This is a genomic window from Actinomadura sp. NPDC048021, from assembly GCF_040653135.1.
GTDB classification, from domain to species: Bacteria; Actinomycetota; Actinomycetes; order Streptosporangiales; family Streptosporangiaceae; genus Spirillospora; species Spirillospora verrucosospora.
The window spans coordinates 93,998-116,592 of sequence record NZ_JBEZJQ010000015.1; the positions used below are offsets into that span (position 1 = coordinate 93,998).

At 66.1% G+C, this 22,595-nt stretch carries 37 protein-coding genes; 32 read left to right on the plus strand and 5 right to left on the minus strand.

Translation table 11 applies throughout. The features are described 5' to 3' along the window. The first annotated feature begins 119 nt into the window (after positions 1-119). Together AB0C87_RS24680 and AB0C87_RS24685 are read left to right on the plus strand one after the other, a co-directional pair. The gene (locus AB0C87_RS24680) at positions 120-1,763 is read left to right on the plus strand and encodes a succinic semialdehyde dehydrogenase (protein WP_353834540.1); all 1,644 of its coding nucleotides are present in this window, start codon (positions 120-122) and stop codon (positions 1,761-1,763) included. A gap of 9 nt (positions 1,764-1,772) precedes the next feature. Next, positions 1,773-3,524, plus strand: coding sequence for a GMC family oxidoreductase (locus tag AB0C87_RS24685; RefSeq protein ID WP_360579654.1), 1,752 nt, complete (start codon positions 1,773-1,775; stop codon positions 3,522-3,524). Between the two features lie 55 nt (positions 3,525-3,579). Here AB0C87_RS24685 and AB0C87_RS24690 read toward each other — a convergent pair whose 3' ends face one another. Next, positions 3,580-4,482, minus strand: a complete 903-nt coding sequence (locus tag AB0C87_RS24690; protein ID WP_345176539.1) for a zinc metalloprotease — start codon at positions 4,480-4,482, stop codon at positions 3,580-3,582. Between the two features lie 169 nt (positions 4,483-4,651). Between AB0C87_RS24690 and AB0C87_RS24695 the strand changes: the two genes are divergently transcribed. Continuing rightward, positions 4,652-5,380 carry a DNA alkylation repair protein gene (locus AB0C87_RS24695; protein WP_360579657.1) on the plus strand — a complete coding sequence of 243 codons (729 nt, stop codon included), beginning with the start codon at positions 4,652-4,654 and terminating at the stop codon, positions 5,378-5,380. Between the two features lie 24 nt (positions 5,381-5,404). Here AB0C87_RS24695 and AB0C87_RS24700 read toward each other — a convergent pair whose 3' ends face one another. After that, positions 5,405-6,184, minus strand: a complete 780-nt coding sequence (locus AB0C87_RS24700) for a zinc metalloprotease (protein WP_345176544.1) — start codon at positions 6,182-6,184, stop codon at positions 5,405-5,407. Positions 6,185-6,618: 434 nt separating this feature from the next. On the opposite strand from AB0C87_RS24700, the gene guaA reads away from it, so the two are divergent. Further along, positions 6,619-8,205 (plus strand): glutamine-hydrolyzing GMP synthase, encoded by a 1,587-nt coding sequence (guaA, locus tag AB0C87_RS24705; protein WP_345176547.1) that lies wholly within the window; start codon positions 6,619-6,621, stop codon positions 8,203-8,205. A 92-nt stretch (positions 8,206-8,297) separates the two neighbouring features. On the opposite strand, the gene AB0C87_RS24710 is transcribed toward guaA, so the two are convergent. The 3 genes from AB0C87_RS24710 to AB0C87_RS24720 all read right to left on the minus strand — a co-directional run bounded on the left by AB0C87_RS24710 (position 8,298) and on the right by AB0C87_RS24720 (position 10,741). Continuing rightward, on the minus strand, positions 8,298-8,840 hold the full coding sequence (locus AB0C87_RS24710) for a carboxymuconolactone decarboxylase family protein (RefSeq protein WP_345176549.1): 543 nt from the start codon (positions 8,838-8,840) through the stop codon (positions 8,298-8,300). 99 nt (positions 8,841-8,939) lie between these two features. Further along, a complete protein-coding gene (locus AB0C87_RS24715; RefSeq protein ID WP_360579659.1) occupies positions 8,940-9,491 on the minus strand; it encodes a peroxiredoxin in 552 nt (183 codons plus the stop codon). Positions 9,492-10,333: 842 nt separating this feature from the next. Then, a complete protein-coding gene (locus tag AB0C87_RS24720) occupies positions 10,334-10,741 on the minus strand; it encodes an ATP-binding protein (protein ID WP_360579660.1) in 408 nt (135 codons plus the stop codon). Between the two features lie 166 nt (positions 10,742-10,907). Here AB0C87_RS24720 and AB0C87_RS24725 point away from each other — a divergent pair, with 166 nt between their 5' ends. The 28 genes from AB0C87_RS24725 (at position 10,908) to AB0C87_RS24860 (ending at position 22,513) form a co-directional block, all read left to right on the plus strand. Next, positions 10,908-11,651 carry a helix-turn-helix transcriptional regulator gene (locus tag AB0C87_RS24725; protein ID WP_360579662.1) on the plus strand — a complete coding sequence of 248 codons (744 nt, stop codon included), beginning with the start codon at positions 10,908-10,910 and terminating at the stop codon, positions 11,649-11,651. Continuing rightward, a complete protein-coding gene (locus AB0C87_RS24730) occupies positions 11,651-11,839 on the plus strand; it encodes a DUF397 domain-containing protein (RefSeq protein WP_360579867.1) in 189 nt (62 codons plus the stop codon). Before AB0C87_RS24725 ends, AB0C87_RS24730 begins: the two co-directional genes overlap by 1 nt. A gap of 149 nt (positions 11,840-11,988) precedes the next feature. Further along, entirely contained in the window at positions 11,989-12,735 is a 747-nt protein-coding gene (locus AB0C87_RS24735; RefSeq protein WP_360579664.1) for a GntR family transcriptional regulator, read from the plus strand. Positions 12,736-14,367: 1,632 nt separating this feature from the next. After that, positions 14,368-14,799 (plus strand): hypothetical protein, encoded by a 432-nt coding sequence (locus AB0C87_RS24740; RefSeq protein ID WP_360579666.1) that lies wholly within the window; start codon positions 14,368-14,370, stop codon positions 14,797-14,799. A 231-nt stretch (positions 14,800-15,030) separates the two neighbouring features. Then, a complete protein-coding gene (locus AB0C87_RS24745; RefSeq protein WP_360579668.1) occupies positions 15,031-15,165 on the plus strand; it encodes a hypothetical protein in 135 nt (44 codons plus the stop codon). A 12-nt stretch (positions 15,166-15,177) separates the two neighbouring features. Then, on the plus strand, positions 15,178-15,366 hold the full coding sequence (locus AB0C87_RS24750) for a hypothetical protein (RefSeq protein WP_360579670.1): 189 nt from the start codon (positions 15,178-15,180) through the stop codon (positions 15,364-15,366). Positions 15,367-15,377: 11 nt separating this feature from the next. Then, a complete protein-coding gene (locus AB0C87_RS24755) occupies positions 15,378-15,635 on the plus strand; it encodes a hypothetical protein (protein WP_360579672.1) in 258 nt (85 codons plus the stop codon). Between the two features lie 60 nt (positions 15,636-15,695). Beyond that, complete coding sequence (locus AB0C87_RS24760; RefSeq protein WP_360579674.1) at positions 15,696-16,067, plus strand: hypothetical protein; 372 nt, start codon at positions 15,696-15,698, stop codon at positions 16,065-16,067. 89 nt (positions 16,068-16,156) lie between these two features. Further along, the gene (locus AB0C87_RS24765; RefSeq protein ID WP_360579676.1) at positions 16,157-16,339 is read left to right on the plus strand and encodes a hypothetical protein; all 183 of its coding nucleotides are present in this window, start codon (positions 16,157-16,159) and stop codon (positions 16,337-16,339) included. Positions 16,340-16,351: 12 nt separating this feature from the next. Continuing rightward, positions 16,352-16,699 carry a hypothetical protein gene (locus AB0C87_RS24770; RefSeq protein WP_360579678.1) on the plus strand — a complete coding sequence of 116 codons (348 nt, stop codon included), beginning with the start codon at positions 16,352-16,354 and terminating at the stop codon, positions 16,697-16,699. A gap of 10 nt (positions 16,700-16,709) precedes the next feature. Beyond that, positions 16,710-16,958, plus strand: a complete 249-nt coding sequence (locus tag AB0C87_RS24775) for a hypothetical protein (RefSeq protein WP_360579680.1) — start codon at positions 16,710-16,712, stop codon at positions 16,956-16,958. A 10-nt stretch (positions 16,959-16,968) separates the two neighbouring features. Continuing rightward, the gene (locus AB0C87_RS24780; protein WP_360579682.1) at positions 16,969-17,202 is read left to right on the plus strand and encodes a hypothetical protein; all 234 of its coding nucleotides are present in this window, start codon (positions 16,969-16,971) and stop codon (positions 17,200-17,202) included. Positions 17,203-17,282: 80 nt separating this feature from the next. Further along, positions 17,283-17,624, plus strand: a complete 342-nt coding sequence (locus AB0C87_RS24785; RefSeq protein WP_360579683.1) for a hypothetical protein — start codon at positions 17,283-17,285, stop codon at positions 17,622-17,624. 77 nt (positions 17,625-17,701) lie between these two features. Beyond that, positions 17,702-18,001 carry a hypothetical protein gene (locus AB0C87_RS24790; protein ID WP_360579685.1) on the plus strand — a complete coding sequence of 100 codons (300 nt, stop codon included), beginning with the start codon at positions 17,702-17,704 and terminating at the stop codon, positions 17,999-18,001. A 78-nt stretch (positions 18,002-18,079) separates the two neighbouring features. Further along, positions 18,080-18,421, plus strand: a complete 342-nt coding sequence (locus tag AB0C87_RS24795) for a hypothetical protein (RefSeq protein ID WP_360579687.1) — start codon at positions 18,080-18,082, stop codon at positions 18,419-18,421. Between the two features lie 76 nt (positions 18,422-18,497). Next, the gene (locus AB0C87_RS24800) at positions 18,498-18,839 is read left to right on the plus strand and encodes a hypothetical protein (RefSeq protein ID WP_360579688.1); all 342 of its coding nucleotides are present in this window, start codon (positions 18,498-18,500) and stop codon (positions 18,837-18,839) included. 86 nt (positions 18,840-18,925) lie between these two features. Next, positions 18,926-19,345: a hypothetical protein gene (locus AB0C87_RS24805; RefSeq protein ID WP_360579690.1), complete on the plus strand. Its 420-nt coding sequence runs from the start codon at positions 18,926-18,928 to the stop codon at positions 19,343-19,345. Beyond that, positions 19,346-19,522, plus strand: coding sequence for a hypothetical protein (locus tag AB0C87_RS24810; protein ID WP_360579692.1), 177 nt, complete (start codon positions 19,346-19,348; stop codon positions 19,520-19,522). It abuts the gene before it with no gap. Positions 19,523-19,588: 66 nt separating this feature from the next. Next, positions 19,589-19,741, plus strand: coding sequence for a hypothetical protein (locus tag AB0C87_RS24815; protein ID WP_360579693.1), 153 nt, complete (start codon positions 19,589-19,591; stop codon positions 19,739-19,741). Beyond that, positions 19,731-19,913 (plus strand): hypothetical protein, encoded by a 183-nt coding sequence (locus tag AB0C87_RS24820; protein WP_360579695.1) that lies wholly within the window; start codon positions 19,731-19,733, stop codon positions 19,911-19,913. The genes AB0C87_RS24815 and AB0C87_RS24820 overlap by 11 nt, the downstream gene beginning before the upstream one ends. Positions 19,914-19,993: 80 nt before the next feature. Next, positions 19,994-20,182, plus strand: coding sequence for a hypothetical protein (locus tag AB0C87_RS24825; RefSeq protein WP_360579697.1), 189 nt, complete (start codon positions 19,994-19,996; stop codon positions 20,180-20,182). Beyond that, a complete protein-coding gene (locus AB0C87_RS24830; protein WP_360579699.1) occupies positions 20,179-20,370 on the plus strand; it encodes a hypothetical protein in 192 nt (63 codons plus the stop codon). The genes AB0C87_RS24825 and AB0C87_RS24830 overlap by 4 nt, the downstream gene beginning before the upstream one ends. A 59-nt stretch (positions 20,371-20,429) precedes the next feature. Further along, positions 20,430-20,597, plus strand: coding sequence for a hypothetical protein (locus AB0C87_RS24835; protein WP_360579701.1), 168 nt, complete (start codon positions 20,430-20,432; stop codon positions 20,595-20,597). Positions 20,598-20,735: 138 nt separating this feature from the next. Further along, entirely contained in the window at positions 20,736-21,104 is a 369-nt protein-coding gene (locus tag AB0C87_RS24840; RefSeq protein WP_360579703.1) for a hypothetical protein, read from the plus strand. Positions 21,105-21,154: 50 nt separating this feature from the next. Then, positions 21,155-21,493: a hypothetical protein gene (locus AB0C87_RS24845; RefSeq protein WP_360579705.1), complete on the plus strand. Its 339-nt coding sequence runs from the start codon at positions 21,155-21,157 to the stop codon at positions 21,491-21,493. Positions 21,494-21,571: 78 nt separating this feature from the next. Beyond that, complete coding sequence (locus AB0C87_RS24850; RefSeq protein ID WP_360579707.1) at positions 21,572-21,787, plus strand: hypothetical protein; 216 nt, start codon at positions 21,572-21,574, stop codon at positions 21,785-21,787. Continuing rightward, positions 21,784-22,014, plus strand: coding sequence for a hypothetical protein (locus AB0C87_RS24855; RefSeq protein WP_360579709.1), 231 nt, complete (start codon positions 21,784-21,786; stop codon positions 22,012-22,014). Before AB0C87_RS24850 ends, AB0C87_RS24855 begins: the two co-directional genes overlap by 4 nt. A gap of 142 nt (positions 22,015-22,156) precedes the next feature. Further along, positions 22,157-22,513, plus strand: coding sequence for a hypothetical protein (locus tag AB0C87_RS24860; RefSeq protein WP_360579711.1), 357 nt, complete (start codon positions 22,157-22,159; stop codon positions 22,511-22,513). Positions 22,514-22,595: the final 82 nt, after the last annotated feature.

A 22,595-nucleotide genomic window follows, 5' to 3' on the forward strand; every position in this document is an offset into this window, starting at 1 on the left:
TCGCGGACGGAAGCCGCGAGGAGCGCGAGCGGAGATAGCGCCCCGAGTGGGGCGAATCACTGCAAGTAGCGCATTACTTGCGGGTAGCCAAACTGGGCGGGTGGTCATACCCTGCCTGCATGGCATCCCCGACGGTTCCCGCCGAAGGCGCGGCAGGCTCTGCCGAAGGCCCGGCGAACACTGCCGAAGGCGCGGCGGACTCTGCCAAGGGCGCGGCAGAGCACACGCTTCCCCGGACTCTGGTCGACCGGCTGGTCTCGCACGTCGCCTCGGACGGCGCCGAGACCGCGACGATCCCGAGCCCCTTCACCGGTGAGCCCCTCGCGACCGTTCCGCTGTCGAGCCCCGAGGACGTCCGGGCCGCCTACGAGCGGGCGCGCGAGGCGCAGCGGGCCTGGGCGGCGCTGCCCGCGGGGGAGCGCGCCAAACCCTTCCTGCGGCTCGCGGACGCGCTCGTCGACCGGCGCGCGGAGATCCTCGACATCATCCAGCTGGAGACCGGCAAGGCGCGCCGGCACGCGATGGAGGAGTTCCTCGACGTCGCGCTGTGCTCGCTCTACTACGCCCGGCGGGCGCCGCGGCTGCTGAAGCCCCGGCGCCGCAAGGGGATGATGCCGGGGCTGACCCGCGTCCAGGAACTGCGGCACCCGAAGGGCGTCGTGGCGCTGATCGCGCCGTGGAACTACCCGTTCGCGCTCGGCGCCAGCGACATCGCCCCGGCGCTGATGGCGGGCAACGCGGTCGTCCACAAGCCGGACACCCAGACGTGCCTGTCCAGCCTGTGGGTGCTGGACCTGCTGGTCTCGCTCGGGCTGCCCCGCGACCTCTGGCAGATCGTCGTCGGCGATCCCGCCGAGATCGGCGACCCGCTGGTGGACGACGCCGACTACGTCTCGTTCACCGGCTCCACACGCGGGGGCAAGGCGATCGCGGAGAAGGTGGCGCCGCGGCTGGTCGCCTACTCGCTGGAGCTCGGCGGCAAGAACCCGATGATCGTCATGCCGGACGCCGACGTCGAGCGCGCCGCGCGCGGCGCCGTCCGCGCGTGCTTCACCAACGCCGGCCAGCTGTGCATCTCGATCGAGCGGATGTACGTCCACGAGGACGTCTACGACCGGTTCGTGCCGCGGTTCGTCGAACTCGTCAAGGGGATGCGGCTCGGCACCGGCCTGGACTTCGACGCCGAGATGGGCTCGCTGACCCACAAGCGCCAGCTGGACGCGGTGACGGCGCACGTGGACCAGGCCGTCAAGGAGGGCGCGACCGTCCTGACCGGCGGGAAGGCCCGTCCCGACGTCGGCCCGCTGTTCTACGAGCCGACGGTCCTCGCGGACGTCAACGGCGACATGGACCTGTGCGCGAACGAGACGTTCGGCCCCGTCGTCGCGGTCTACAAGTACCGGGACGAGGACGAGGTCGTCGCCCGCGCCAACGACACGCCCTACGGGCTGAACGCGTCGGTGTGGACGAAGAACCCGGCGCGGGGCCGCCGCCTCGCCGCCCGCATCCAGGCGGGGACGGTCAACATCAACGACGGCTACGGCGCCGCCTACGCCTCCTACGACTCCCCGATGGGCGGGATGAAGCAGTCGGGCGTGGGACGCCGCCACGGGGCCGAGGGGCTGCTGAAGTTCACCGAGGTGCAGACCGTCGCGAGCCAGCACTTCATGGACCTGGAGCCGCCCGGCGCGATCGGCTACGACACCTTCGCCGACTACATGGCCACCGGCATCAAGCTCATGAAGAAGCTGCGGATCAAGTAGGGATCTCCTGTGAAGCATGACTTCGACGTGCTCGTCGTCGGGTCGGGGTTCGGCGGCAGCGTCGCGGCGCTCCGGCTGACCGAGAAGGGTTACCGGGTCGGCGTCATCGAGGCCGGCCGCCGCTTCGACACGAACCCGGACGGCGCGCCGGGGTCCCGCTATCCGGAGCTGCCGAAGACGAACTGGCGCATCGCCCGCTACCTGTGGGCGCCCGCGCTCGGCCTGACCGGCATCCAGCGGATGCACCTCATCCGCGGCGCGAAGTCGAGCCGCGTGATGGTGCTGGCGGGCGCGGGCGTCGGCGGCGGATCGCTCAACTACGCCAACACGCTGTACGTCCCGCCAGAGCCGTTCTTCAAGGACCGGCAGTGGGCGCACATCACCGACTGGCGGGACGAGCTGGCGCCCTACTACGAGCAGGCCAAGCGCATGCTCGGCGTCGTCCGGAACCCGACGACGACGGCGGCCGACAAGGTCATGAAGCGGGTCGCCGACCGGATGGGCAAGGGCGAGACCTTCGTCAAGACGCCGGTCGGCGTCTACTTCGGGAGCGGCGCCGGGATCGAGAGCGCCGACCCCTACTTCGGCGGGGCGGGCCCGCGCCGGCGCGGCTGCCTGGAGTGCGGCGAGTGCATGGTGGGCTGCCGCCACGGCGCGAAGAACATGCTGACGGAGAACTACCTGTACCTGGCCGAGAGGGCGGGCGCCCGGGTGATGCCGCTCAGCCGCGTCACCTCGGTGCGGCCGCGCGCCGGCGGCGGGTACGAGGTCGAGATCGTCCGCACGGGCTCGTTCGGCCGCAACCGCAAGACGCTCACCGCCGAGCAGGTCGTGTTCGCCGCCGGCACCTACGGGACGCAGAAGCTCCTGCACAAGCTCAAGTCGACCGGGCTGCTGCCGCGCCTGTCCGACCGGCTCGGCGCCCTGACCCGCACCAACTCCGAGGCGATCCTCGGCGGCGGGCGCCGCAACGGCAGGCCGGGGCCGGACTTCTCCGAGGGCGTGGCGATCACGTCGTCGTTCCACCCGACGCCGGACACCCATATCGAGCCTGTCCGGTACGGCCGGGGCTCGAACCTGCTCGCCTCCCTCCAGACCCTCCTGGTGGACGGCGACCGGCCGGGCGAGCGGCACACGCCCCGGATCCGCAAGTTCGCCCGCGAGGTGCTGCGCAAGCCGGGCGACCTCCTCCAGCTCTTCGACGTCCGCCACTGGTCGGAGCGCACGGTCATCGCCCTGGTCATGCAGACCCGCGACAACTCGATCACGCTGCGGCCGAAGAAGGGCCCGTTCGGCTGGGACGTCCGCGCGACGGCCGGGCACGGCGAGCCGAACCCGACGTGGATCCCCGAGGGGCACGAGGCGACCCGCCGGATCGCCGAGGAGATCGGCGGCATCCCGGGCGGCGCCTGGGGCGACCTGTTCGACATCCCGATGACCGCGCACTTCCTCGGCGGCTGCGCCATCGGCGACTCCGCCGAGACGGGGGTGATCGACCCCTACCACCGCGTCTACGGGCACCCGGGCCTGCACGTCGTGGACGGCTCCGCCGTCTCGGCCAACCTGGGCGTCAACCCGTCCCTCACCATCACGGCGCAGGCCGAGCGGGCCATGGCGTTCTGGCCGAACCGCTCGGAGGACGACCCGCGTCCCGCGCTCGGCGACTCCTACCGTCGCGTGGCCCCCGTCGTCCCGAAGAACCCGGCCGTCCCGGCCGAGGCCCCCGCCGCCCTGAGGCTCCCGATCGTCGACATCACCTGAGGACGGACGAGTCCGGCGCCGGAGCGGGCCACCGCTCCGGCGCCGGGCGTCAGGATCAGGCGCGGTAGGCGGCCCACTGGTTCTTCATGCGGGTGGACTGGCCCGGCGTGAACTCGTACATGCACGAGTCGTAGCTGTAGTCCATGAAGTTGTGGATGGGGTCGGCGCCGGCCGAGGAGCAGGTGTCGCGGCCGGTGGGGCAGCCCGAGGCGGGGCTCTGCTCGGCGGGCGTGTCGGAGACGCTGTCCCCGGTGGTGCTGCACCCGCCCTGGAACGTGTGGTAGAGCCCCATCCAGTGGCCCACCTCGTGGGTTCCGGTGTCGCCCTCGTTGTAGTTGCCCAGCGAGCCGCCCGGAAGGCTCTGGTAGTGGATGACGACGCCGTCCATCTTGGGCTTGGATCGGTAGCCGCTCGGGAACGTCGCCCAGCCGAGGAGGCTGCTGCCGAGGTCGGCCGTGTAGAAGTTGAGGTCCTGCGCGTTGCCGGTGTGCAGGGCCGACTTCATCTGGGACTCGTAGCCCTCGGGGTCGGAGAACCAGGCCGCGTTCTGCGTCCGCCTGATCTCGGCCAGAGTGAACGTGACGCCGCTGCTGGCATAGGCGTTGTTGAGGACGCTGAGCTGCTTGGTCAGGACCGAGTCGGACACGTTGCCCGCGCTGCCGTAGACGACCTGGAAGTGCACGCGGACGGTGATGGCCGCCGCCGTGCTCGTCTTCCTCAGCTTGCCGAGGCGGTTCTGGAAGTCCTTCTCCATCGCGGCGACCTGGGCCGTTCCTGGCTGGTTCCGCTCGGTGGCGTGGGCCCCGGCGCGGACGCGGGCCTGGGCGGGCTGCTCGGCGCACACCGTGGGCGAGGCGGTGCGGGCGGACGGGGCGGCCAGCGTGGCGGGGGCGGCGGGGGCGTACGCCGTGAAGGCGGCGGCCATGCCGAGGACGGCGGCGATTCCGGCGCGTTTCATGGAACTCCTTGGGGGTGCGGCGCGTGCGGGGGAGCGCGCGCGTGGGGAGCGGAGTCATCGCTGGAACCAGGGTGGATGCGAACAAACAACACGTCTTTAGCAAACCTGGACGAACAGGCGCGGGTAATGCTGAATACGGCACCGTAGCGCGGCGGCGTAGCGTGTCCCCATGGACGTGGAGGAGGAGGCGTCGCGGATCCTGGCCGAGCTGCGAGCCCAGGCCGACCCGGTGCGCGCCGAAGGGGAGAAGCGCTACCTGAAGAGCGACCTCGCCCATATCGGCGTTCCGGTGCCCGCGTTGCGCAAGGTCGCGCTGTCGGCGGTCAAGAGCGTGCCGACCCGAGAGGAACTGGTCGCCCTCGCGGTGACGCTCTGGGACGTCACCGAAGAGGGCCGCCCGGTGCACGAGGCCCGCATGGCCGCCATAGAGGTCCTCGTGAAGCGGGTGGCGCTGCTGGAGCCGCGCGATGTGGAGCTGACGGAACGGCTCGTCAGGGACTCGGCGAGCTGGGTCTACGTCGACCAGCTCGCGGAGAAGGTCGTCGGCGCGCTGGTCGTCCGCAACCCGGACCTGGCGGCGGTCCTGGACGCGTGGGTCGCCGATCCCTACATGTGGGTGAGACGCACGGCCATGCTGGCACTCCTGGCGGGCGTCCGAGCCGGCGCCCCCGATCTCGACCGCATCGGCCGGTACGGGGACGCGCTCATAGGCGAACGCGAGTTCTTCATCCGCAAGGCGCTCGGCTGGGTGCTCCGGGAGCTCTCCAAGAAAGACCCGGAGTGGGTGGCCGCATGGGTCGAGCCACGCGTGGGCGCCGTCTCAGGCGTCACACTCCGCGAGGCCGTCCGTCGCCTCCCACCCGAAGTCGCCACCCGTCTCAAGCCCCCTTCCCGGTGAAACCGCCGGAGGCGGGAGGGGGCGCTAGGCGCGGTAGGCGGCCCACACGTTGTGGATGCGGGTGCCCTGGCCCGGGGTGAAGGACGTCATGCAGGTGTCGTAGCTGTAGTCCATGTAGTTGTGCACCGGGTCTTCCCCGGGGGCGGGGCAGGTGTCCTTGAAGGACGGGCAGCCGTTCGTGGGGTCGCGCTCGGCGGGAGTGTCGGCGACGCGGTCGCCCTCCCCGCTGCAGCCGTCCTGGAAGGTGTGGTAGAGCCCCATCCAGTGCCCGACCTCGTGGGTCGCGCTGAAGCCCTTGTTGAAGTTCTCGATGGAACCGCCCGGCAGGCTGGCGTAGTGGACGGTCACGCCGTCCATCTGGGGGTCGGAGGTGTACTTCCAGGGGAACGTCGACCAGCCGAGCAGGTCGCCGCCGATGTAGGTGCTGTACAGGTTCAGCGTCGACTTGCCGCCCTTGTGCAGCTTCGGCTTGTAGGTGCCCTCATAGCGTTCCGGGTCGCCGAACCATGCCGCGTTGTCGGTGCGGCTCACGGCCTTGAGCGTGAAGGAGACGCGCGCGTTCGCGCCGCCGTTGCCGCCGCCGTAGGACGTGTTCAGCGTGCCGATCTGGCGCTGGATCATCGCGTCGGACACGTTGCCCTTCGCGCCGGCGTGGATCACATGGAAGTAGACCGGAATGGTGATCTGCGCCGCCCTGCGCTGGCCCGCGCTCTTCGAGGCGCCATGCTTCCCCAGGCCGAGCCCGTCCAGGATCCGGTTCAGGCGCCTCTCCACGGCGGCTGCCTCGGCGGGGCTGAGATCCATGCGGTCTCGGGCATGGCCGTCAGTCCGGTGACGCGCCACGGCCGCCGCCGGCGGGTGCGCGCAGTCGTCGCCACGGCTTTCGTGCCCTGGCCGCCCGGATGGTCCGGTGCTCGCGGACGGCGCCGGCTGCCCGAAGGTCGCGGCGGGGACGAGGGCGGCGAGCAGAGCGGCGGCGGCGAGCGGCTTCACGGCACTCCTAGGGACGGCGTTCCGGCGAGCGCGGCGTTTCGGAGAAACGACGCTTCACCGAACACAGGGTGTCATCAACTGATATCAGACCGCAGTCATGCTGTGCGTGTGATCAAGGTAAATGGATGCCGACCGTTATAGGACAGTCGCCCCCAGTGACGATCATGTCGGGGACCGGGCGCATCGGCGCAGGCAGCGGCCCGTAGACTGGGAAGTCCCTTCTGGCCGGGCGAAAGGCGTAGTTGGTGGTCGCAGACCAGTCCTTTGACACCGTCCTCGTCGTCGATTTCGGCGCGCAGTACGCGCAGCTGATCGCACGACGGGTCCGCGAGTGCCATGTGTTCAGCGAGATCGTGCCGTCGACCATGCCGGCGGCGGAGATGCTCGCCAAGCGGCCCAAGGCGATCATCCTCTCGGGCGGGCCCGCGTCGGTGTACGCCGAGGGCGCTCCGGTCGTGCCGGACGGCCTGTTCGACATCGGCGTCCCCACGCTCGGCATCTGCTACGGCCACCAGGTCATGGCGCAGGCCCTCGGCGGGACGGTCGAGAACTCCGACGTGGCCGAGTACGGCGGCGCCACCGTCGCCGTCGCGTCCCCCGGCATGCTGTTCGCGGGCCTGCCGCACGAGCAGGCGGTGTGGATGTCCCACCGCGACTTCGTGAGCAGCGCCCCGGCGGGCTTCACCGTGACGGCCAGCACCGACGTCACCCCGGTCGCGGGCATGGAGGACCTGGAGCGCGGCTTCTTCGGCGTCCAGTTCCACCCCGAGGTCCTGCACACCCAGCACGGCATGGAGATCCTGCGGCGCTTCCTCTACGAGGGCGCCGGGTGCCGGCCGAACTGGACGATGGTGAACATCGCGGACGAGTCGATCGAGGCCGTCCGGGAGCGGGTCGGGGACAAGCGGGTGATCTGCGCGCTGTCGGGCGGCGTGGACTCCGCCGTCGCCGCCGCGCTCGTCCAGCGCGCCATCGGCGACCAGCTGACCTGCGTGTTCGTCGACCACGGCCTGCTGCGCAAGGGGGAGCCCGAGCAGGTCGAGAAGGACTTCGTCGCCGCCACCGGGGTGAACCTGCACGTCGTGGACGCCCAGGAGCGCTTCCTGTCCGCCCTCGACGGCGTCACCGACCCGGAGGAGAAGCGCAAGATCATCGGACGCGAGTTCATCCGGGTGTTCGAGGAGGCGGCCCGGGAGATCGTCCACGGCGGCGCGGGTTCCGCCGGAGAACCGGCCGAGCCGGTCGAGTTCCTCGTCCAGGGGACCCTCTACCCGGACGTGGTCGAATCGGGCGGCGGCACCGGCGCGGCGAACATCAAGTCGCACCACAACGTCGGCGGCCTGCCCGAAGACCTCCAGTTCAAGCTGGTCGAGCCGCTGCGGACGCTGTTCAAGGACGAGGTCCGCGCGCTCGGCGAGCAGCTCGGCCTCCCGGCCGAGATCGTCTGGCGGCAGCCGTTCCCCGGCCCCGGCCTCGGCATCCGCATCATCGGCGCCGTCACGCGCGACCGCCTGGACATCCTCCGGGACGCCGACGCCATCGCCCGCGAGGAGCTCACCCGCGCGGGCCTCGACCGCGACATCTGGCAGTTCCCGGTCGTCCTGCTCGCGGACGTGCGGTCGGTGGGCGTGCAGGGCGACAGCCGCACCTACGGGCACCCGATCGTCCTGCGCCCGGTGACCAGCGAGGACGCGATGACGGCCGACTGGGCGAAGCTGCCCTACGACGTCCTGCAGCGGATCTCCACCCGCATCACCAACGAGGTCCGCGAGATCAACCGCGTCACCGTCGACATCACCTCCAAGCCCCCGGGCACCATCGAGTGGGAGTAGGGCGGCCCACCAGGCACGGCTGAGGCCCGGACGGAATCCGTCCGGGCCTCTCGCCTACCGTCGGACGCGCCCGCGGCCGGACGTGCCCGTCGTCAGACCGTGGCGGGGGCCAGCGCGGCCTCGGCGTCCAGCGTCGCGGCGGTCGCGTTCACCACGGCGGCGATCCGCAGCACCTCCTGGACGAGCTCGCGCGACAGGCCGGCCTCGCGGACGACCTTCTCGTGCGACTCCAGGCACCGCCCGCAGCCGTTGATCGCCGACACGGCGAGGCACCACAGCTCGAAGTCGACCTTCTCCACGCCGGGCCTGCCGATGATCGACATCCGCAGCCGGGCCGGGAGGGTCGCGTACGTCTCGTCCCCGATCAGGTGGGTGGCGCGGTAGTACACGTTGTTCATCGCCATGATCGACGCGGCGCCCTTGGCCGCCTCGAACGCCTCGGCGGACAGGTGGTCGCCCGCCTCCTCGGCGAGTTCGCGGATGACGACGGCGCTCCGCGTGGCGAGGGCGCAGGCCAGGACCGTCCCCCACAGCTGCTGGTCGGTGAGCTGGGAGGTCGAGGTCAGCGAGCCCAGGTTGAGCTTGGTGTCCTTGGCGTAGCCCGGGAGGGCGCCCTTCAGCGCGTCAACGCTCATGATCATGCGTCCTTTCGTGCGGACGGCCGGCCGCGGGTCGCGCGGCCGGCCGCCGTCGGTCCGTGGTCGGACTCCGCCGGGCCGGGCCCGGCGAGGGGCTCAGGCCCCGGCGAGCAGCTTGGTCGCGTCGAGCGTGTCCTCGCCCTTGTTCCAGTTGCAGGGGCACAGCTCGTCGCTCTGCAGGGCGTCCAGGACCCGCAGGACCTCCTTGACGTTCCGGCCGACGGAACCGGCGGTCACCATGGCGAACTGGATCTCGTTGTTCGGGTCGACGATGAACGTCGCGCGCTGGGCGACGCCGTCCTCGGTGAGGATGCCGAGCGACTCCGAGAGCTCGCGCTTGAGGTCGGACAGCATCGGGAACGGGATCTCCCGCAGGTCCGGGTGGTCCTTGCGCCACGCGTAGTGGACGAACTCGTTGTCGACGGACGCGCCGAGCACCTGCGCGTCGCGGTCGGCGAAGTCCTCGTTGAGGCGGCCGAACTCCGCGATCTCCGTCGGACAGACGAACGTGAAGTCCTTGGGCCAGAAGAAGACTACTTTCCAACCCTCATACGTCTTGTGGTGGATCGTCTCGAAGGCGTGGTCCGGGTCGAGCGAGACGCACGCTGTCAGCTCGAACTCCGGGAACTTGTCGCCAACGGTGAGCACGGCAGTGCCTCCTGAGCCTGGTGTGGTTGGGGTCTTCGGCGCTAGAGTGCCCGTCCAGCGCTCGCAAGAGAAATCACGCAGACTCATGGCACTGATAGGTCCCGCCTATCGGTGCCTTACTTCTTTCATCCGAACACGGCGGAACCCCTCGTATCTAGTACGAGGGGCCCGGACTCTCAGTCGTCGAGCAGGTGATCCTGGCAGAAGTGCACCGCGCCGTGCCCGGACGGCAGGAAGCACTGGGTCGAGCACCTGCTGCAATCCGCTCTGCACTGAGTTGCGACCAGAGAGACCACGGCAGAGACCACGGCCGCGAGACGGAACATCCTTGAAGACTCCTGTCGTAGACACGCGAGAGGCCCCTCGCACGGGGGGCGCGAGGGGCCTCGACCACATAGACGTAACCGCGTCTTCCGACGCTGGTACCGATCAACCACCTTCTTTCTTCACTCGTAGGGTCTCCCAACCACCAGGGGATGGAGTGGTCGGAAGGGGGTTGAACCCCCGGACGTGCCGGCCGCGAGGGGAGTAATCCACCCCAGACCTCAACCCTGGGGGCAACAGCACGTCCGGAGGGGCTTTAGGTCACCATCGACCGCGTTCGTCCCAAAGCCTCGGAGGCGTCGCCTGGGGCCAAGGGCGACGTCGTCTTTCGACGGGAAGTTCGGGCGGGCGGGAGTGTGATGGTGTGGAGCCGAGGTACTTCCTGATGAGGCACTGGCGCCGTTGGCGCGTCCGCAGGAACCCGGCGAGCCGTGGGTAGCACAGGCAGCCCAGGACGAATCCGCCGATCAGGTAGGAAACGGCCCCGATCGCGATCGGCAAGATGATCCCCATGAGGTTCATGCGGGCACCAACTCTGCTCGGACGTACTTCCTGTGTTGGTCGTAGACCCACTCCGTGTTCCAGCGGGCACACATGGCGAGAACGATCTGAGTGCCACGGCCGCTCTCGTCGTCGTCGCCGGCCAGGACGACGATTGCTGGCGCTGGCACGTGGTCCCACACCTCGATCTGGGCTCGTCCCTCTGTTAGGCGTACACACACCTCGATGTCTTCCTGCATCTCGTACCTCAGCGAGGCACGTACGGAGTTGGTGACCAGCTCGCTCGCCACGAGGCGGGCGAAGTAGTCGTCGCCCAGGCCCCATAGGGCCCACGCCTTAGCGACCAGATCTCGCGCGTCCTTCACCGCTTCGAGCAGCGGAGGGATCGTGATCCTGATCTCGGCAGTCCTCTGTGTCTGATCCATTGCGTCACCGTCCATGGCGAACATCGCTGGTAGCGGTGCCAAGAGTGCCGTGTGACACATATGCTTTCCAGCGTTCCAACACGGCTGGAAACAATCCGTTGGGGGGCTCGCCATCGCCAGGGACCTCGATCCGGACAGATCGTTGTGGCACCTCATAGCGGTTGAGGTGCAGAGACAGCGGAATGAGCACGGTTTGTCCGTGAGCCAGCTAGCCACCCGACTGAACGTCGATCGGTCCACCGTTTCCAGGATCGAGAACGGGTGGCGGAAGCTCTCCCCGGACCAAGCCGCCCGCCTTGACGAGCTGTGGGGTCTTGGTCACCTCTTCAAGAGACTCGTCCGGTTCGCCAGCGCGACGGACGACGGGAGCTGGTTCACAGGTCTGATCGACTTTGAACGTGACGCCACACATCACCGGATGTGGGAGGCCCTCCTGGTGCCGGGACTCCTTCAGACGCCCGACTACGCCAGAGCGCTGGTCAGTGTTCGATCTTCAGACGTAGAAGCGGGTGTGGAGACGAGGCTGGCTCGACAGGCAGCCGTCTTCGAGAAGGACAACCCCCCGATGGTCTCAGTCATCCTCAACTGGGTAGCTATCGAACAAAGCGTAGGAAATCGGGACGTGATGAGGGGGCAGCTCGCCCATCTGCTGGAGATGGGGGAGCGGCCGAACGTCAACATCCGGGTTCTTGAGCGAGATGTAGACCAGCACGTTGGCCTGGACGGTAGTTTCAGGCTGCTTACGGTCGGAGATCGAGAGATCGCCTTCTCAGCCTCGCCGGAGCGAGGCCGGCTGGTGCTGGAGCCTCCGGACGTGCAGGAATACGCGCTACGGTACGACTTGATCTCGAACGTTGCGTCCCCCACAGGCGCCTCCAGGCGTCTGATCGAACGAGCGATGGAGGAATGATGGCCACCTGGCGTAAGAGCAGCTACAGCGGAACCGGTAACCAGTCTGACTGTGTCGAGCTGGCGGCGTTGGAGGGGGAGGTTGGTGTGCGGGACAGCAAGAACCCCGACGCCGGCCACCTCTCCCTGAACCCCGAGGCCATGGCGGGCCTCATGGGCGCCATCAAGGCTGGCGACCTCGACCTGTGAGCTGGTTTGACGGCCCTTCGGGGCCGTCCTAGCCTCACATCGAGGGTGGTTTGCACCTCCGGATGGATGTAGCGACCTCAGAACCACCTATAAGAGGCCCTTCCTTGGCGGGAGGGCCTCTTTTCGCATCGAAGCGAAGGAAGAAATCGGTGGAACGACGGACCTTCCGCGAGATAGCTGCGGATCTACGGCAGGAGATCGTAGACGGGGAGTACCCAACCGGCTCAACCCTTCCACCAGAACCGGAACTAGCTGAGAAGTACAGGGTCTCTCGCAGCCTCGTCAACCGAGCCATGGCAGTTCTACACGCAGAAGGACTCGTGCGGCCTCAACGGGGCCGAGGGACTCAGGTCACGTGGCTTCCACCGATCCTCCACACCCCGGCTCGGTACAGCCAAGCCTCTCACGAAGGTGGCGGTGAAGCCTTCGCGGCCTTCACTGCCGAGATTAAGGACCTCGGCCTGGAGCCGAGGCACGAGATAGGCACTGAAGAGGCCGCGCCTCCTCCGGGGGTAGCGGAGATCCTGGAGACGACAGACTGCCTGGCCCGACATCGGAGGCTGTTCATCGGAGACCTACCCGTCAGGGTAAGCACGAGCTGGTTTCCAACATCTATCGCGCCGGCCAGGCTGCGGGAGCCGGTCCCGATCCGTGCGGGGGGAGTGAAGAGTGTCCTCGCAAGCGCCGGCTACCCCCAGAGCCGGGCGCGAGAGCGAATCATCATGAGCCGTCCTCCCACCGATGAAGAGGCTTACCGCCTCGAAATCAGTCCAGAGCGCGCTGTCACTGAGATAACCCATATCGGAATGACCTCAGAAGGTCGAGCCGTCGAGGTAACCGTCTCAGTGCTTCCAGCGCACTACGTAGAAGCCGAGTATGAGTACTCCATCGACTAGGCACTGAGAGGCTCTCAGCGGCTAAATGGGGCCCGTCTGGGGCCCCTTGAAGCCTTTAGAACACCCTCGGCTTTGCCATTTCGTTACATTAGCCGTTTTCCCTGCTTGAAAACGGTTTTCAGCCTGGATTCGGGGCCCAAGATCGCATTCCCAGTTTCGTACATTCCGCGAAAGGGGAGACCCTCCTCCCACGCGTGACGCATGATCCATGGGTACCCCCCCACCCTATGATTGACCTGCCCTTTCTTCTTTAGTCCTGCCCTCTGACCTGCTGAACTACAGAGTGTGATGAGTGTTCACTTTGGCTTCTCAGCCCTGGTCACTGTGCCTCTCACCTGTTGTTATTACTCACTGTGCTAGTGCCCTGACTGTGCACCCTCTTACCTAGTCTGACCTGCTGCTATGCCCTGTTGTCCCTGGTGGGACGGTATGCATAGGAGATAGGTGGACTGTGGTCCGCATAGGGCTATGTTACGCCGGAGTAACCGGCCTCCAAATAGGGCCCTGACCAGGGAGAACGGCCCCCAGAGGGGAGCCCGAAAACCCCTTATCGCGAAGTGACGATAAGGGAGCTGGCACGGCACCGGACCGCAGTCCGGAAAACTTTTTAAATGGGCCCTGACCTGCGGAAAGGGCCCCGAAACGGCAGGCAGTGAGTAGACAGCGAGTCGAAACCCCGACTAGCTTTCTCGTTGTCAGGCCAGCACGACCGGCCGGACGGGCCGCACCAAGCAAGACCGGGGCGACCGGGCGAGACCCGCGAGAGTCTCGCTAGCGAAGTTGCTAGCGAGTAGACAGCGAGTTGACACCGGCCGAACGGAATGGCTAGAGTGGGGCCAAGCCCGAACGGGAACGGCGAAAGCGGCCGACTCGCTCGGACGGAACGCAAAATGTCACTCCGCACGAGGCGGGTGGCGCGAACCGGCCGAGACAGCGAGTTGACAGCGAGTAGACAGCCCCGCTAGGGTGGAAGAAGAAACAAGCCCGGCAACGACGACCGGGAGCGCGAGAATCGCTCGCGGCCCTCTCCCAAGGGGGAAACCAAGTGCGCCGAAATGCGCACGGTAGTGGCTCGCAGGAACCGAGAGGGTCCTGCCTGTCCCGAAAGGGGCAGCGCTATGAAGCCTTACCTGGAACGTCGCGAGACGTGCCGGGGTGGTGAGCGGCAGTCGCGATGGGCGAAAGCCTTGGGAGCTGGGGAGTCGTTTCTTGATAACTGAAGAGTGTGCCAAGTGGGGTTTGGGCCGGAGGATTGCCCATAGCCGCTCGGATGTGCCCTCGTGGGCAGGCTCGGCCGGAACGTCGCGATGACGTGCCAGTGTGAAGCCCTGCGAGACCAGCCTTCCGACCGTCTAGACGAATCCAAAGACCATGCTGTCCCTCACGTAGGCACCACGTTAAGGAGCGCCGAAATGCGACTCCGTATCAGCGGACTACGCACCGCCCTGCAAGGGGCGACACTTGTAAGCACATTGCGAGTCCGAACGATGGCCGGGCTCCCCGTGAGGGGAGCACTAGGACAGGACGGGGATCATTCTTTGATCCTGCCGTCGCGAGTCAGGTTCGAACCCTGACCCGGCCACTGGCCTCACGGCCTTTCACTTCTAACAACGAGTAGATAGCGAGTGGATAATGGCGAAGACTGCCGATGGTCCGTGGAACCTGCCACGGATGGTGAACGTCAGGCGCGGCGAGCGCCTGAACCCGAACGATGCGCAGCACCGCACCAAGGGTGCGCGCAACAAGAAGACGTACCGCACCTCGGACCGTCCTGACGGTCTGGGTTCGGACTTCATCGCGGAGTTCGACCAGCTCAACGCCCGGGAGCGGCGCAAGCTTCGCCGGAAGCTGGAGCGGGACGCGAACGCCGCCAGCGGTGGGCTTGTCACCAGGCCGGCCCCGGCTCTGAAGGAGAAGTCTCTCCGCCACACGTCCGACGTGATCGCCCACGACCAGAAGTGGCACGACCACGACGACATGAAGGGCAAGGACACGAAGACTCACCGGGCCATGCACGCCCGGCTCGGGATCGGCCTGCACGCGGGAGAGGGCTGCTGCAAGTGAACATGGGAGACCCCGGCAAGATCAATCGGGAGAAGCTCGAACGTCTGGCACGGTCCTCCGGAATCTCCCGTGAGGAGTTGAACCGCAAGCTGGAGGAGTTGGGTCTCCAGAACGTGCGGTACTCGACCGGAGCAAATCTAGCAACGAGTAGATAGCGAGTAGATCGCGTGTGCCTTCCATGCGGCCCTTCGGGGCCGTGTGGTGGATACACGAGACCTGAAAGGACCCGAAATGTACCCGGACGACCCCACGACCTGCATCGTCGCCGCCGACTCGTACCTGGTCACGTCCGCCTGCCTGAAGGCGCAGAAGGCGCGTACCCGCAAGGGCTTTCTTCGTTCCATCGCCCACCGCTTCGGGTTCTGAAAGGGGCCTGACGTGACGGTTGTCCAGGCAATTGCGCTTGCGCAGGTCCGCATCTGGAAGGACGCCGGTCTGTACCCGGCGGACATGTACCGGCAGGCGCTGGACAGTGCGCCTCGGAAGATCGAAAGCGCCCGACACAGTGAGTTCCGCCGGGCTCTGATCAACCGCAACTACCTCGCCCGGTTCGGGCTTTCGATTTGAAAGGGAAGTGCATGTTCTTCAACCGGTACGTGTTCGAAAAGGTCGTCGGCAAGGCCGGACTCATGATCTACGAGGGGGCCAAGGGCAACTACGAGGCGGGGCTTCTGGAAGGCCGGATCGAGGCCCTGGAGGAGATCACTGGCATCCCTGCGGAGTTCTTCGTGTTCGCGGTTGCCGATGCCTACCTGGACGGGTCCGAGGACGAGGCACTCGCCGGGAAGTTGATCGCGGAACAGCTCGACAAGAAGTTCATTCTTCCGTCCGCCTGACTTCCATGGGGCCCTTCGGGGCCCTGTGGTGGCCATACGGGCTACGAGAAAGGGCTCACCATGACCACTCCCACCATCGTCCGCCCCGGACTGATCACCCTCGCCGAGCAGATCCGCGAGGAGGGTGGCGCCACCTGGCACAACTACCGGCCTGCCCCGGTCGACGGGTTCCTGGTCTCGACCGTGGGTCACGAGCTGACCATCCCGCTCGCGGAGTTCGAGGGCGAGGACATCTGGAACTACATGCTCGCCAAGGAGTCCGCCACGTTCGGCCTGGACGACCTGTACTTCGGCGCGTGGATCGACGGGCAGCTCGTCTACCTCGACCTGTCCCTGCACGTGCAGGACCGGGCGGAGGCCCTGATCTTCGGCCGGCTGGGGGGTCAGCTCGCCATCTGGGACGTGGAGAAGGCGGAGGAGATCCGCCTGTAGTTCCCGGGAGTCGTCGGATTGAGAAGGGGCGCACGGGCTTGGGTCCGTGCGCCTTGGCATTCCCGCGAATCCACGAAAGGACGCACATCGTGTTCAAGCTCAACCCGAACGAGGTCTACAGCGTGACGGACTTCGACACGTCGCCGATCACCGGAAAGCCGGTCGTTCACGTCCGGACGGGTGCCGGATACGCATTCCAGAACGACATCGCCTTCGGGATTCACCGTTACGCGCTGATCCTGCGCGCTGAGGCCGCACGACTCGACTACTGAAAGGGCGCGACCATGCTGCGCGGATACATCGCTACGTTCAACGACGCCTCGTACAACTCGCTCGGATCGATTGAGGACGTGGGGGAGTGGTTCCCGTCCATCGCTGAGGCCAAGCGTGCCCTTTCCGACCGGTACCACCTGGGCCGTTCGGACGTCATCCGCCCGGCCTGGGACGGGTACGGCCACCTGCTCAATTACGGGTGGGAGGAAGACCGGTTCGACTTCCCGTCCGTGACGGAGAAGGCGCACTTCGACCTCTACCCGGTCTACGAGACCTCGTATGGCGCCACGTCGAGCGCCGAACCCACCATTCGCCTGGACATCGGCCCGCGTGGCGGTATTCAGCGACACAACTTCTGAGGAGGCGCACATGCGTGTTTGGATTCTCTCCCGCAACGACGGTGAGAGCGGCTGGATCATCGGGGTCTACGCGACCAAGGCCGATGCCCGAAAGGACTTCGAGGAGCAGGTGTCCGAGGTCACGCGGTACGGAGGATTCCAGCGCGAGAACGCGAAGGTTTCCACCGATGGGGAAGGAGGGGTGCACTTCTGGGTCGGCTACGACACGGTCGAGCTGGACCCGTATGACGTCGAGGGTGCTCCGCAGATCGCCGCCTGAAAGGAGCGCCATGCTCGGTTACGACCCGGAATCCGAACGGCACCAGTTCAACAGGGAGCCGCACTACCGGCTGTACCTCGGCCACGACGGAAAGCCGAGGGCCATCTGTGTCCAGGACTTCGACTACTACGACTACGACATGGACCGGATGCTGAGCAACGAGGCATTCGACAGTGAGTCGGAAGCGAACAGTGCGCTGCGTCTGCTGAAGGCCGACGCCGCCACGATCCTCGGCCTTTTCTGACTGATCGCCTGTGAACCATCTGGGGCCCGTCTTGTACGGGCCCTTTTTAGTCCACAGGGGACTAACGAATGGAGCGAAACATGCTGGACGCGATCAACAACCGCATCTTCCCGGGCGCGCTGCTGCTTCAGGTCGACCTCGGTGAGGGCTGGTGGAACCGGGTCGACCTGACCCGCCTGGACTCCAGCTCGGACACGAACTCCGTCCTGGGCCAGCTCTTCGGCTCGAAGGCGGTCGGCCTGGCGCTGCTCGGCCTCAGTGCGAGCGAGGCGGACTCCCTCGGGTTCCACGTGGACACCGAGAGCTACGCGGGCTTCAAGGAGATGCCGGAGGCGGAGGCCCTGGCCTACGGGGTCCTCGACCTGGGCTGGACGAACCTGATCGCCGGTCTCCAGCAGGAGATCCCGGCGGCCTCCTTCTAGTCCCTGTCGGCATCGGGCACACGGGCTCCGGTCCGTGTGCCCTTTTGTCCACAGAGGGCTACACGTGAGGGAGAGAAATGGACGTCCTGACCGAGAAGAACGACATGGAGACCAACGCCGAGAAGGGCGCCAAGCTTCTCGACGTGCGCTGCCCCGGCTGGGCCTGGGAGGTCAACATCCTCGAACTGGATATGGCCGACATCTTCAAGTGCGTCTTGGGCCAGCTCTACGGCACATGGGACCTCGGCCTCACCGCTCTGGGCATTCCGGGGGACTCCGAGGTCCACGGCTTCAACCTCGGGGACCTCAGCTACGTGCACACCTACGAGGAGTTGGACGACGTCTGGGTGGAGCTGATCCTGGCCCGCCGTTCCTGATCTCTGCCCTCATCGGGTGCACGGTCATTGCCCGTGCGCCCCATTGTCCGCAGAGGTCATCAATCCAAGGGAGAACACATGTCGACCCTCAGCCACGAGGAAATGACCCTTCGTCAGCGCGTGCTCGCCGGAGGTCTCTTCCTCACCGTCCTCCGAGGCGACGAGTGGTGGAACCAGATCAATCTGGACCGGCTCGACCTGGACAGCCTGTTCGACTGCATTCTCGGACAGCTCTACACCAGCTTCGGCGACGGCGTGGAGAGGTTCGACCTGACCGAAGGGGACACGTACGCCTTCGGCTTCAACCTCTACATTCCGTCCGGCTACAGCTCGACGCTCGCCGCGATCGAGTTCGAGGCGCTCACCGAGGAGTGGAAGGAGCTGATCCGCGCACTTCGCTCGGATGTGTCCGAGTCCTGATCCCTGTCGTCTAGTTGGGGCCCCGTTTACACGGGGCCCTTTCTTGTCCACAGGGGCTAACAGAGAGGGAACACACATGACGGAACTGACCTTCGAGGCCATCGAGAAGGCCGTCCGGGAGCTGGCCGAGGAGCGCCCCGACTTCAGGTACGACAAGGGCGACAGCGCGACCTGCCTCTACAACCCCGATGACAGGCAGCCGGGCTGCCTGTTCGGGCAGGCGCTCATCCGGATCGGTCACCGTCTGCCGGACCATGTGAGGGGCTCGATCAACCGCGTTCTGGTCGAGCTGGAGGTGGAGACCACCCAGCAGCAGAGGAACTGGGCCCTGGACGCGCAAGCCTCGCAGGACAAGGGCGTGCCCTGGGGCGAGGCCGTGAAGTACGCGGACAGGCTCGCGAAGAACCGGGAGTACTGAGTCCCCGATGGACATTGGGCCACGGCTTCGGCCGTGGCCTTTTGCCTACCTGGGACTTTCTTTCATCCATCAACAGAGGAGGACTCATGTCCAACGTCACTCGTCTCAGCGCGGCCAGCCGAGCCCTTGGCTACCGGATCGGCGTGCTCGACCAGACCAAACAGCTCGGAATCCGACGTGACTTCACGCCCAAGCAGCGTCGCCGCATCCTTCAGAAGTCCAAGCACACCGTGCTCCCGGTGGGGCGGGAGCTGCTCGACGTCGTCCAGGTGGACGAGGTCGAGCCGCTGCTCCACACCAACCCGTGGGACGAAGGGCTGGCGGAGCTGTCCTACGAGGAGCAGGCATCCGCAGTGGTGGACCTGATCCGCGAGTCCCAGCCGGCCGAGACGTCCGGGGACTTCGGTCCCGTCACCGTGCCCGCCCGCCCGTGCGGTGGCACCGACCACTGCATCACCGGTTCCGGCAAGAAGGCGTCCAAGACCCACGTGAAGTGCGCGGCCTGAGTGGAGCGCATCGAGGACCCGGAGATCTGGGTGACGCTGAAGATCACCCTTCAGCGCGACATCCGAGAGCTGCGTCGGCTCATCAGGGCCGCTGAGAAGGATGGGGAAGACCCCAAGTTCCTGAAGGAGGAGCTGGCGCGTGCGCGCAAGGCGCACGACTTCGTCACTGCTGCGTGACTAACCGTTCGATGTAGGGCCGTCCCAATCGGGGCGGCCTTTTCCATGCCCGCAAGGAGACGACAAATGTTCACCGACTACGACGAGCCCATTCACGTGCGTACCCGCACCTCCAGTTCGGAGGTCGAGGTGCTGATCGTGGACGGCGACAACCAGGTCACGGCCACTCCGGTGGAGTTCGCGCCGTTCGATGAGCTGGAGATCCCGGATGTTCCGTGAACTGACCGACCACGAGCTGTACGTCTTGGAGGACACGCTCTACGAAGGACGACTCAAGGCTGCTGGCAACCTGCCGCTGGCCGTCTCTGATCAACTGAATGTCTGGCAGGACGTTTTCGAAGCCTGGGAGGCCGTTGATGCGGAAATGGCAAGGCGGCGCCTAGCCGAGTAGTCGAGTGTGATCGGTTTGGTTGAGGCCCCGTGTAAACGGGGCCTTTTCCATGCCGGGACAGTCGAATTAAGGAGAGAGCTGTGGGCACCCTCATGACTCCGTCCGAGCGTCTCGGGACGGCAAAGGCTCAGATGTGGCTGGCGTCCAGCGACATCGAAGCCATCCTCACCTACCACTCGGGAATCCCGCAGCACACACAGAAGGCGCTGCGGGAAATCAAGGTGAAGCTTTCGTCCGCGTACGACCGAATCGACCGGAGTTACGAGTGATCGGCACGAAGTTCCAGTGGCGGGTCCTACCGCTGGAATGCATCCGGTGCCGCTACTTCAACTCGATCGGCAACAACGGACACGTCGTCTGCAAGCGGTGCTGGAAGTGGTCCAACCACAACATGACCTACAAGGAAGCGCGCTACTGGAAGCGCTGGCACGTCTGCAAAAGGGAGGACATCGAATGAAGATCGAATGGTCCCAGGCCCCGCCGACTCCGATGCCGGAGATTTGGAGGGAGCGGCCCGTGGGCCACCCGGTTCACAACGTGTGGCTCTGGGCCCGCCCGGACGGGACGACCTACCTGGAGTACATGGCGGACAGCGAGACCTACTACCTCTCGCAGGACTTCTCCACGGTCGGCACGGGCTACACCGCCCTCCACTGCGTAACCCTCGAATCTCTCCCGGCCTGAAAGGAGTCCATTGGGAAAGTCCGACGACAAGGTGAAGGCCGCCGTCAAGTCGGAAGCAATCAAACGGGTTCCGAAGACGGACCCGGACGCACTCAAGAAGATCCAGGCACGAACGAAAGGGAAGTGAACGGAATGGGCATGGACGCGGAGAAGAAGGAACTGTGGGCGACCGCTCTGGAGAGCGGCCGGTTCAAGCAGGGCAAGGGCAAGTTGGAGGCGGGCGGCGAGCACTGCTGCCTCGGCGTGCTCTGCCGTGTGGCGATCGAGAACGGCCTCGACATCCGGGTCGAGCCGTACGAGCACTCGATCGAAACCGGGGAAAAGCCCACGGCCTTCGATGACGCCACCAACTACCCGCCGGAGAGCGTCGAGAAGTGGGCCGGCTTCGACACCGACAACCCCATGGTCGAGGTCGAGGAGCTGGGCGCGGTGTCCCTCGTCTCGCTGAACGACACCTACGGCTACACGTTCGAGGAGATCGCGAAGCTGATCCGCGAGCAGCTCTGACCGAAGAAAGAACCTCGCAAGTCCGGATTTGAGTTAAGGGAGAGAACTGAATGAGCGAGATCACTTTCCAGCAGATCGAGGCCGAGGTCCGTCGACTGGCGGACGAGAAGCCGGAGTTCGTCTACAAGTCCTACGAGGGGGCGTGCTTCTACAACCCCGCCGAGAGGGAGGGGAAGCAGTACGGCGCCTGCATCTTCGGGCAGGCGTTCAAGAACCTCGACTTCGAGGTGAAGGAGGACTACGAGTACAAGTCCATCGGCACGCTGCTCGAACTCCTGGACGTGGAGACGACCCTCGGGGAGTTCATGTGGGCGGGGGCCGTCCAGCGGTTGCAGGACGGTGGGACCGCGTGGGGTGAGGCGGTGAGTCTGGCGGACTCGCAGCGCTAAAGACTGATTCGGTTGGGGCCAGCCCTTCGGGGCTGGCCTTTTCCGTGTCCGGCTTTAGACCGAACGAGGGAGAGACCAATGAGTTTGGCACCCGAAAGAGCGATTGGTGCGATTCAGGTCTACGAGGCCGAGAACCACCGCCGCTACAGCGGCGAGGGTCGGGAGACCAAGCTGTACGACCTGATCGCGGACGTTCTCCTCTTCGCCAAGTCGGAGGGGCTCGATGTGGACGAGATCCTCACCAACGCCGTCAACGCCTACGACCAGGAGAGGGACGAGGTGACCAGCCAGTGAACACTCCCGAAGAAATCGCATTGGCCGTGGTGCTTTTCACGGAGGTCTGGGGGGAACTCGCTGTTTCTCTCCCGGATGACTATTCCTGCCACATGACGTGCACTGAGGCGGAAGCGCTTGCCGACGTGTTCCGTGCGGGTGGGCAGGACAGGACCGCCGAGATGATCCTCGCGAATCATGCGGCCCACGACGAGCCCGACGACTTGCACTTCCAGGGAGAGGAGTGAATGGACGACCTGGGTCCCGGCGAGGTCGAGGACTACGAATGCTGTGGCTCTGACTCTTGCCCTGGCACATGTGACGACTGCGGGTTCTCACTGTGTCCCGAAGCGTACGACGTTGTTGCTTGCGATTGCTGAGGAGAGACAAATGACCGACATCACGTTCAAGGACATCGAGGCCGAGGTGCGGAAGCTCGCGGCGGAGCGGCCGGACTTCGAGTACCCGGAGGGGAGCTGCTACTACAACCCGTCCACCTTCCCGAGGAAGCCTTCCTGCCTGTTCGGGCAGGCGTTCATCAACCTCGGTGAGCCCGTCCCGGAGTCCTACGAAAACATTCCCATCACCACGGTCATGAGACGTCTGGGGATCCGCTTCACGGAGCAGGAGGGGTACTGGGCCGGCACCGTGCAGAACCAGCAGGACGGGTCGCATCCGTGGGGTAAGGCAATCGCCCTCGGGGACAAGTGGCACCCGCTGCACGAGGAGACCGACACCGCAGCGTAGTTCGGACGCATTCAGTGAGGGACCGCCCTTCGGGGCGGTCCTTTGCTGTGTCCGCCCGAATTTCTAAGAGAAGGGAATGGTC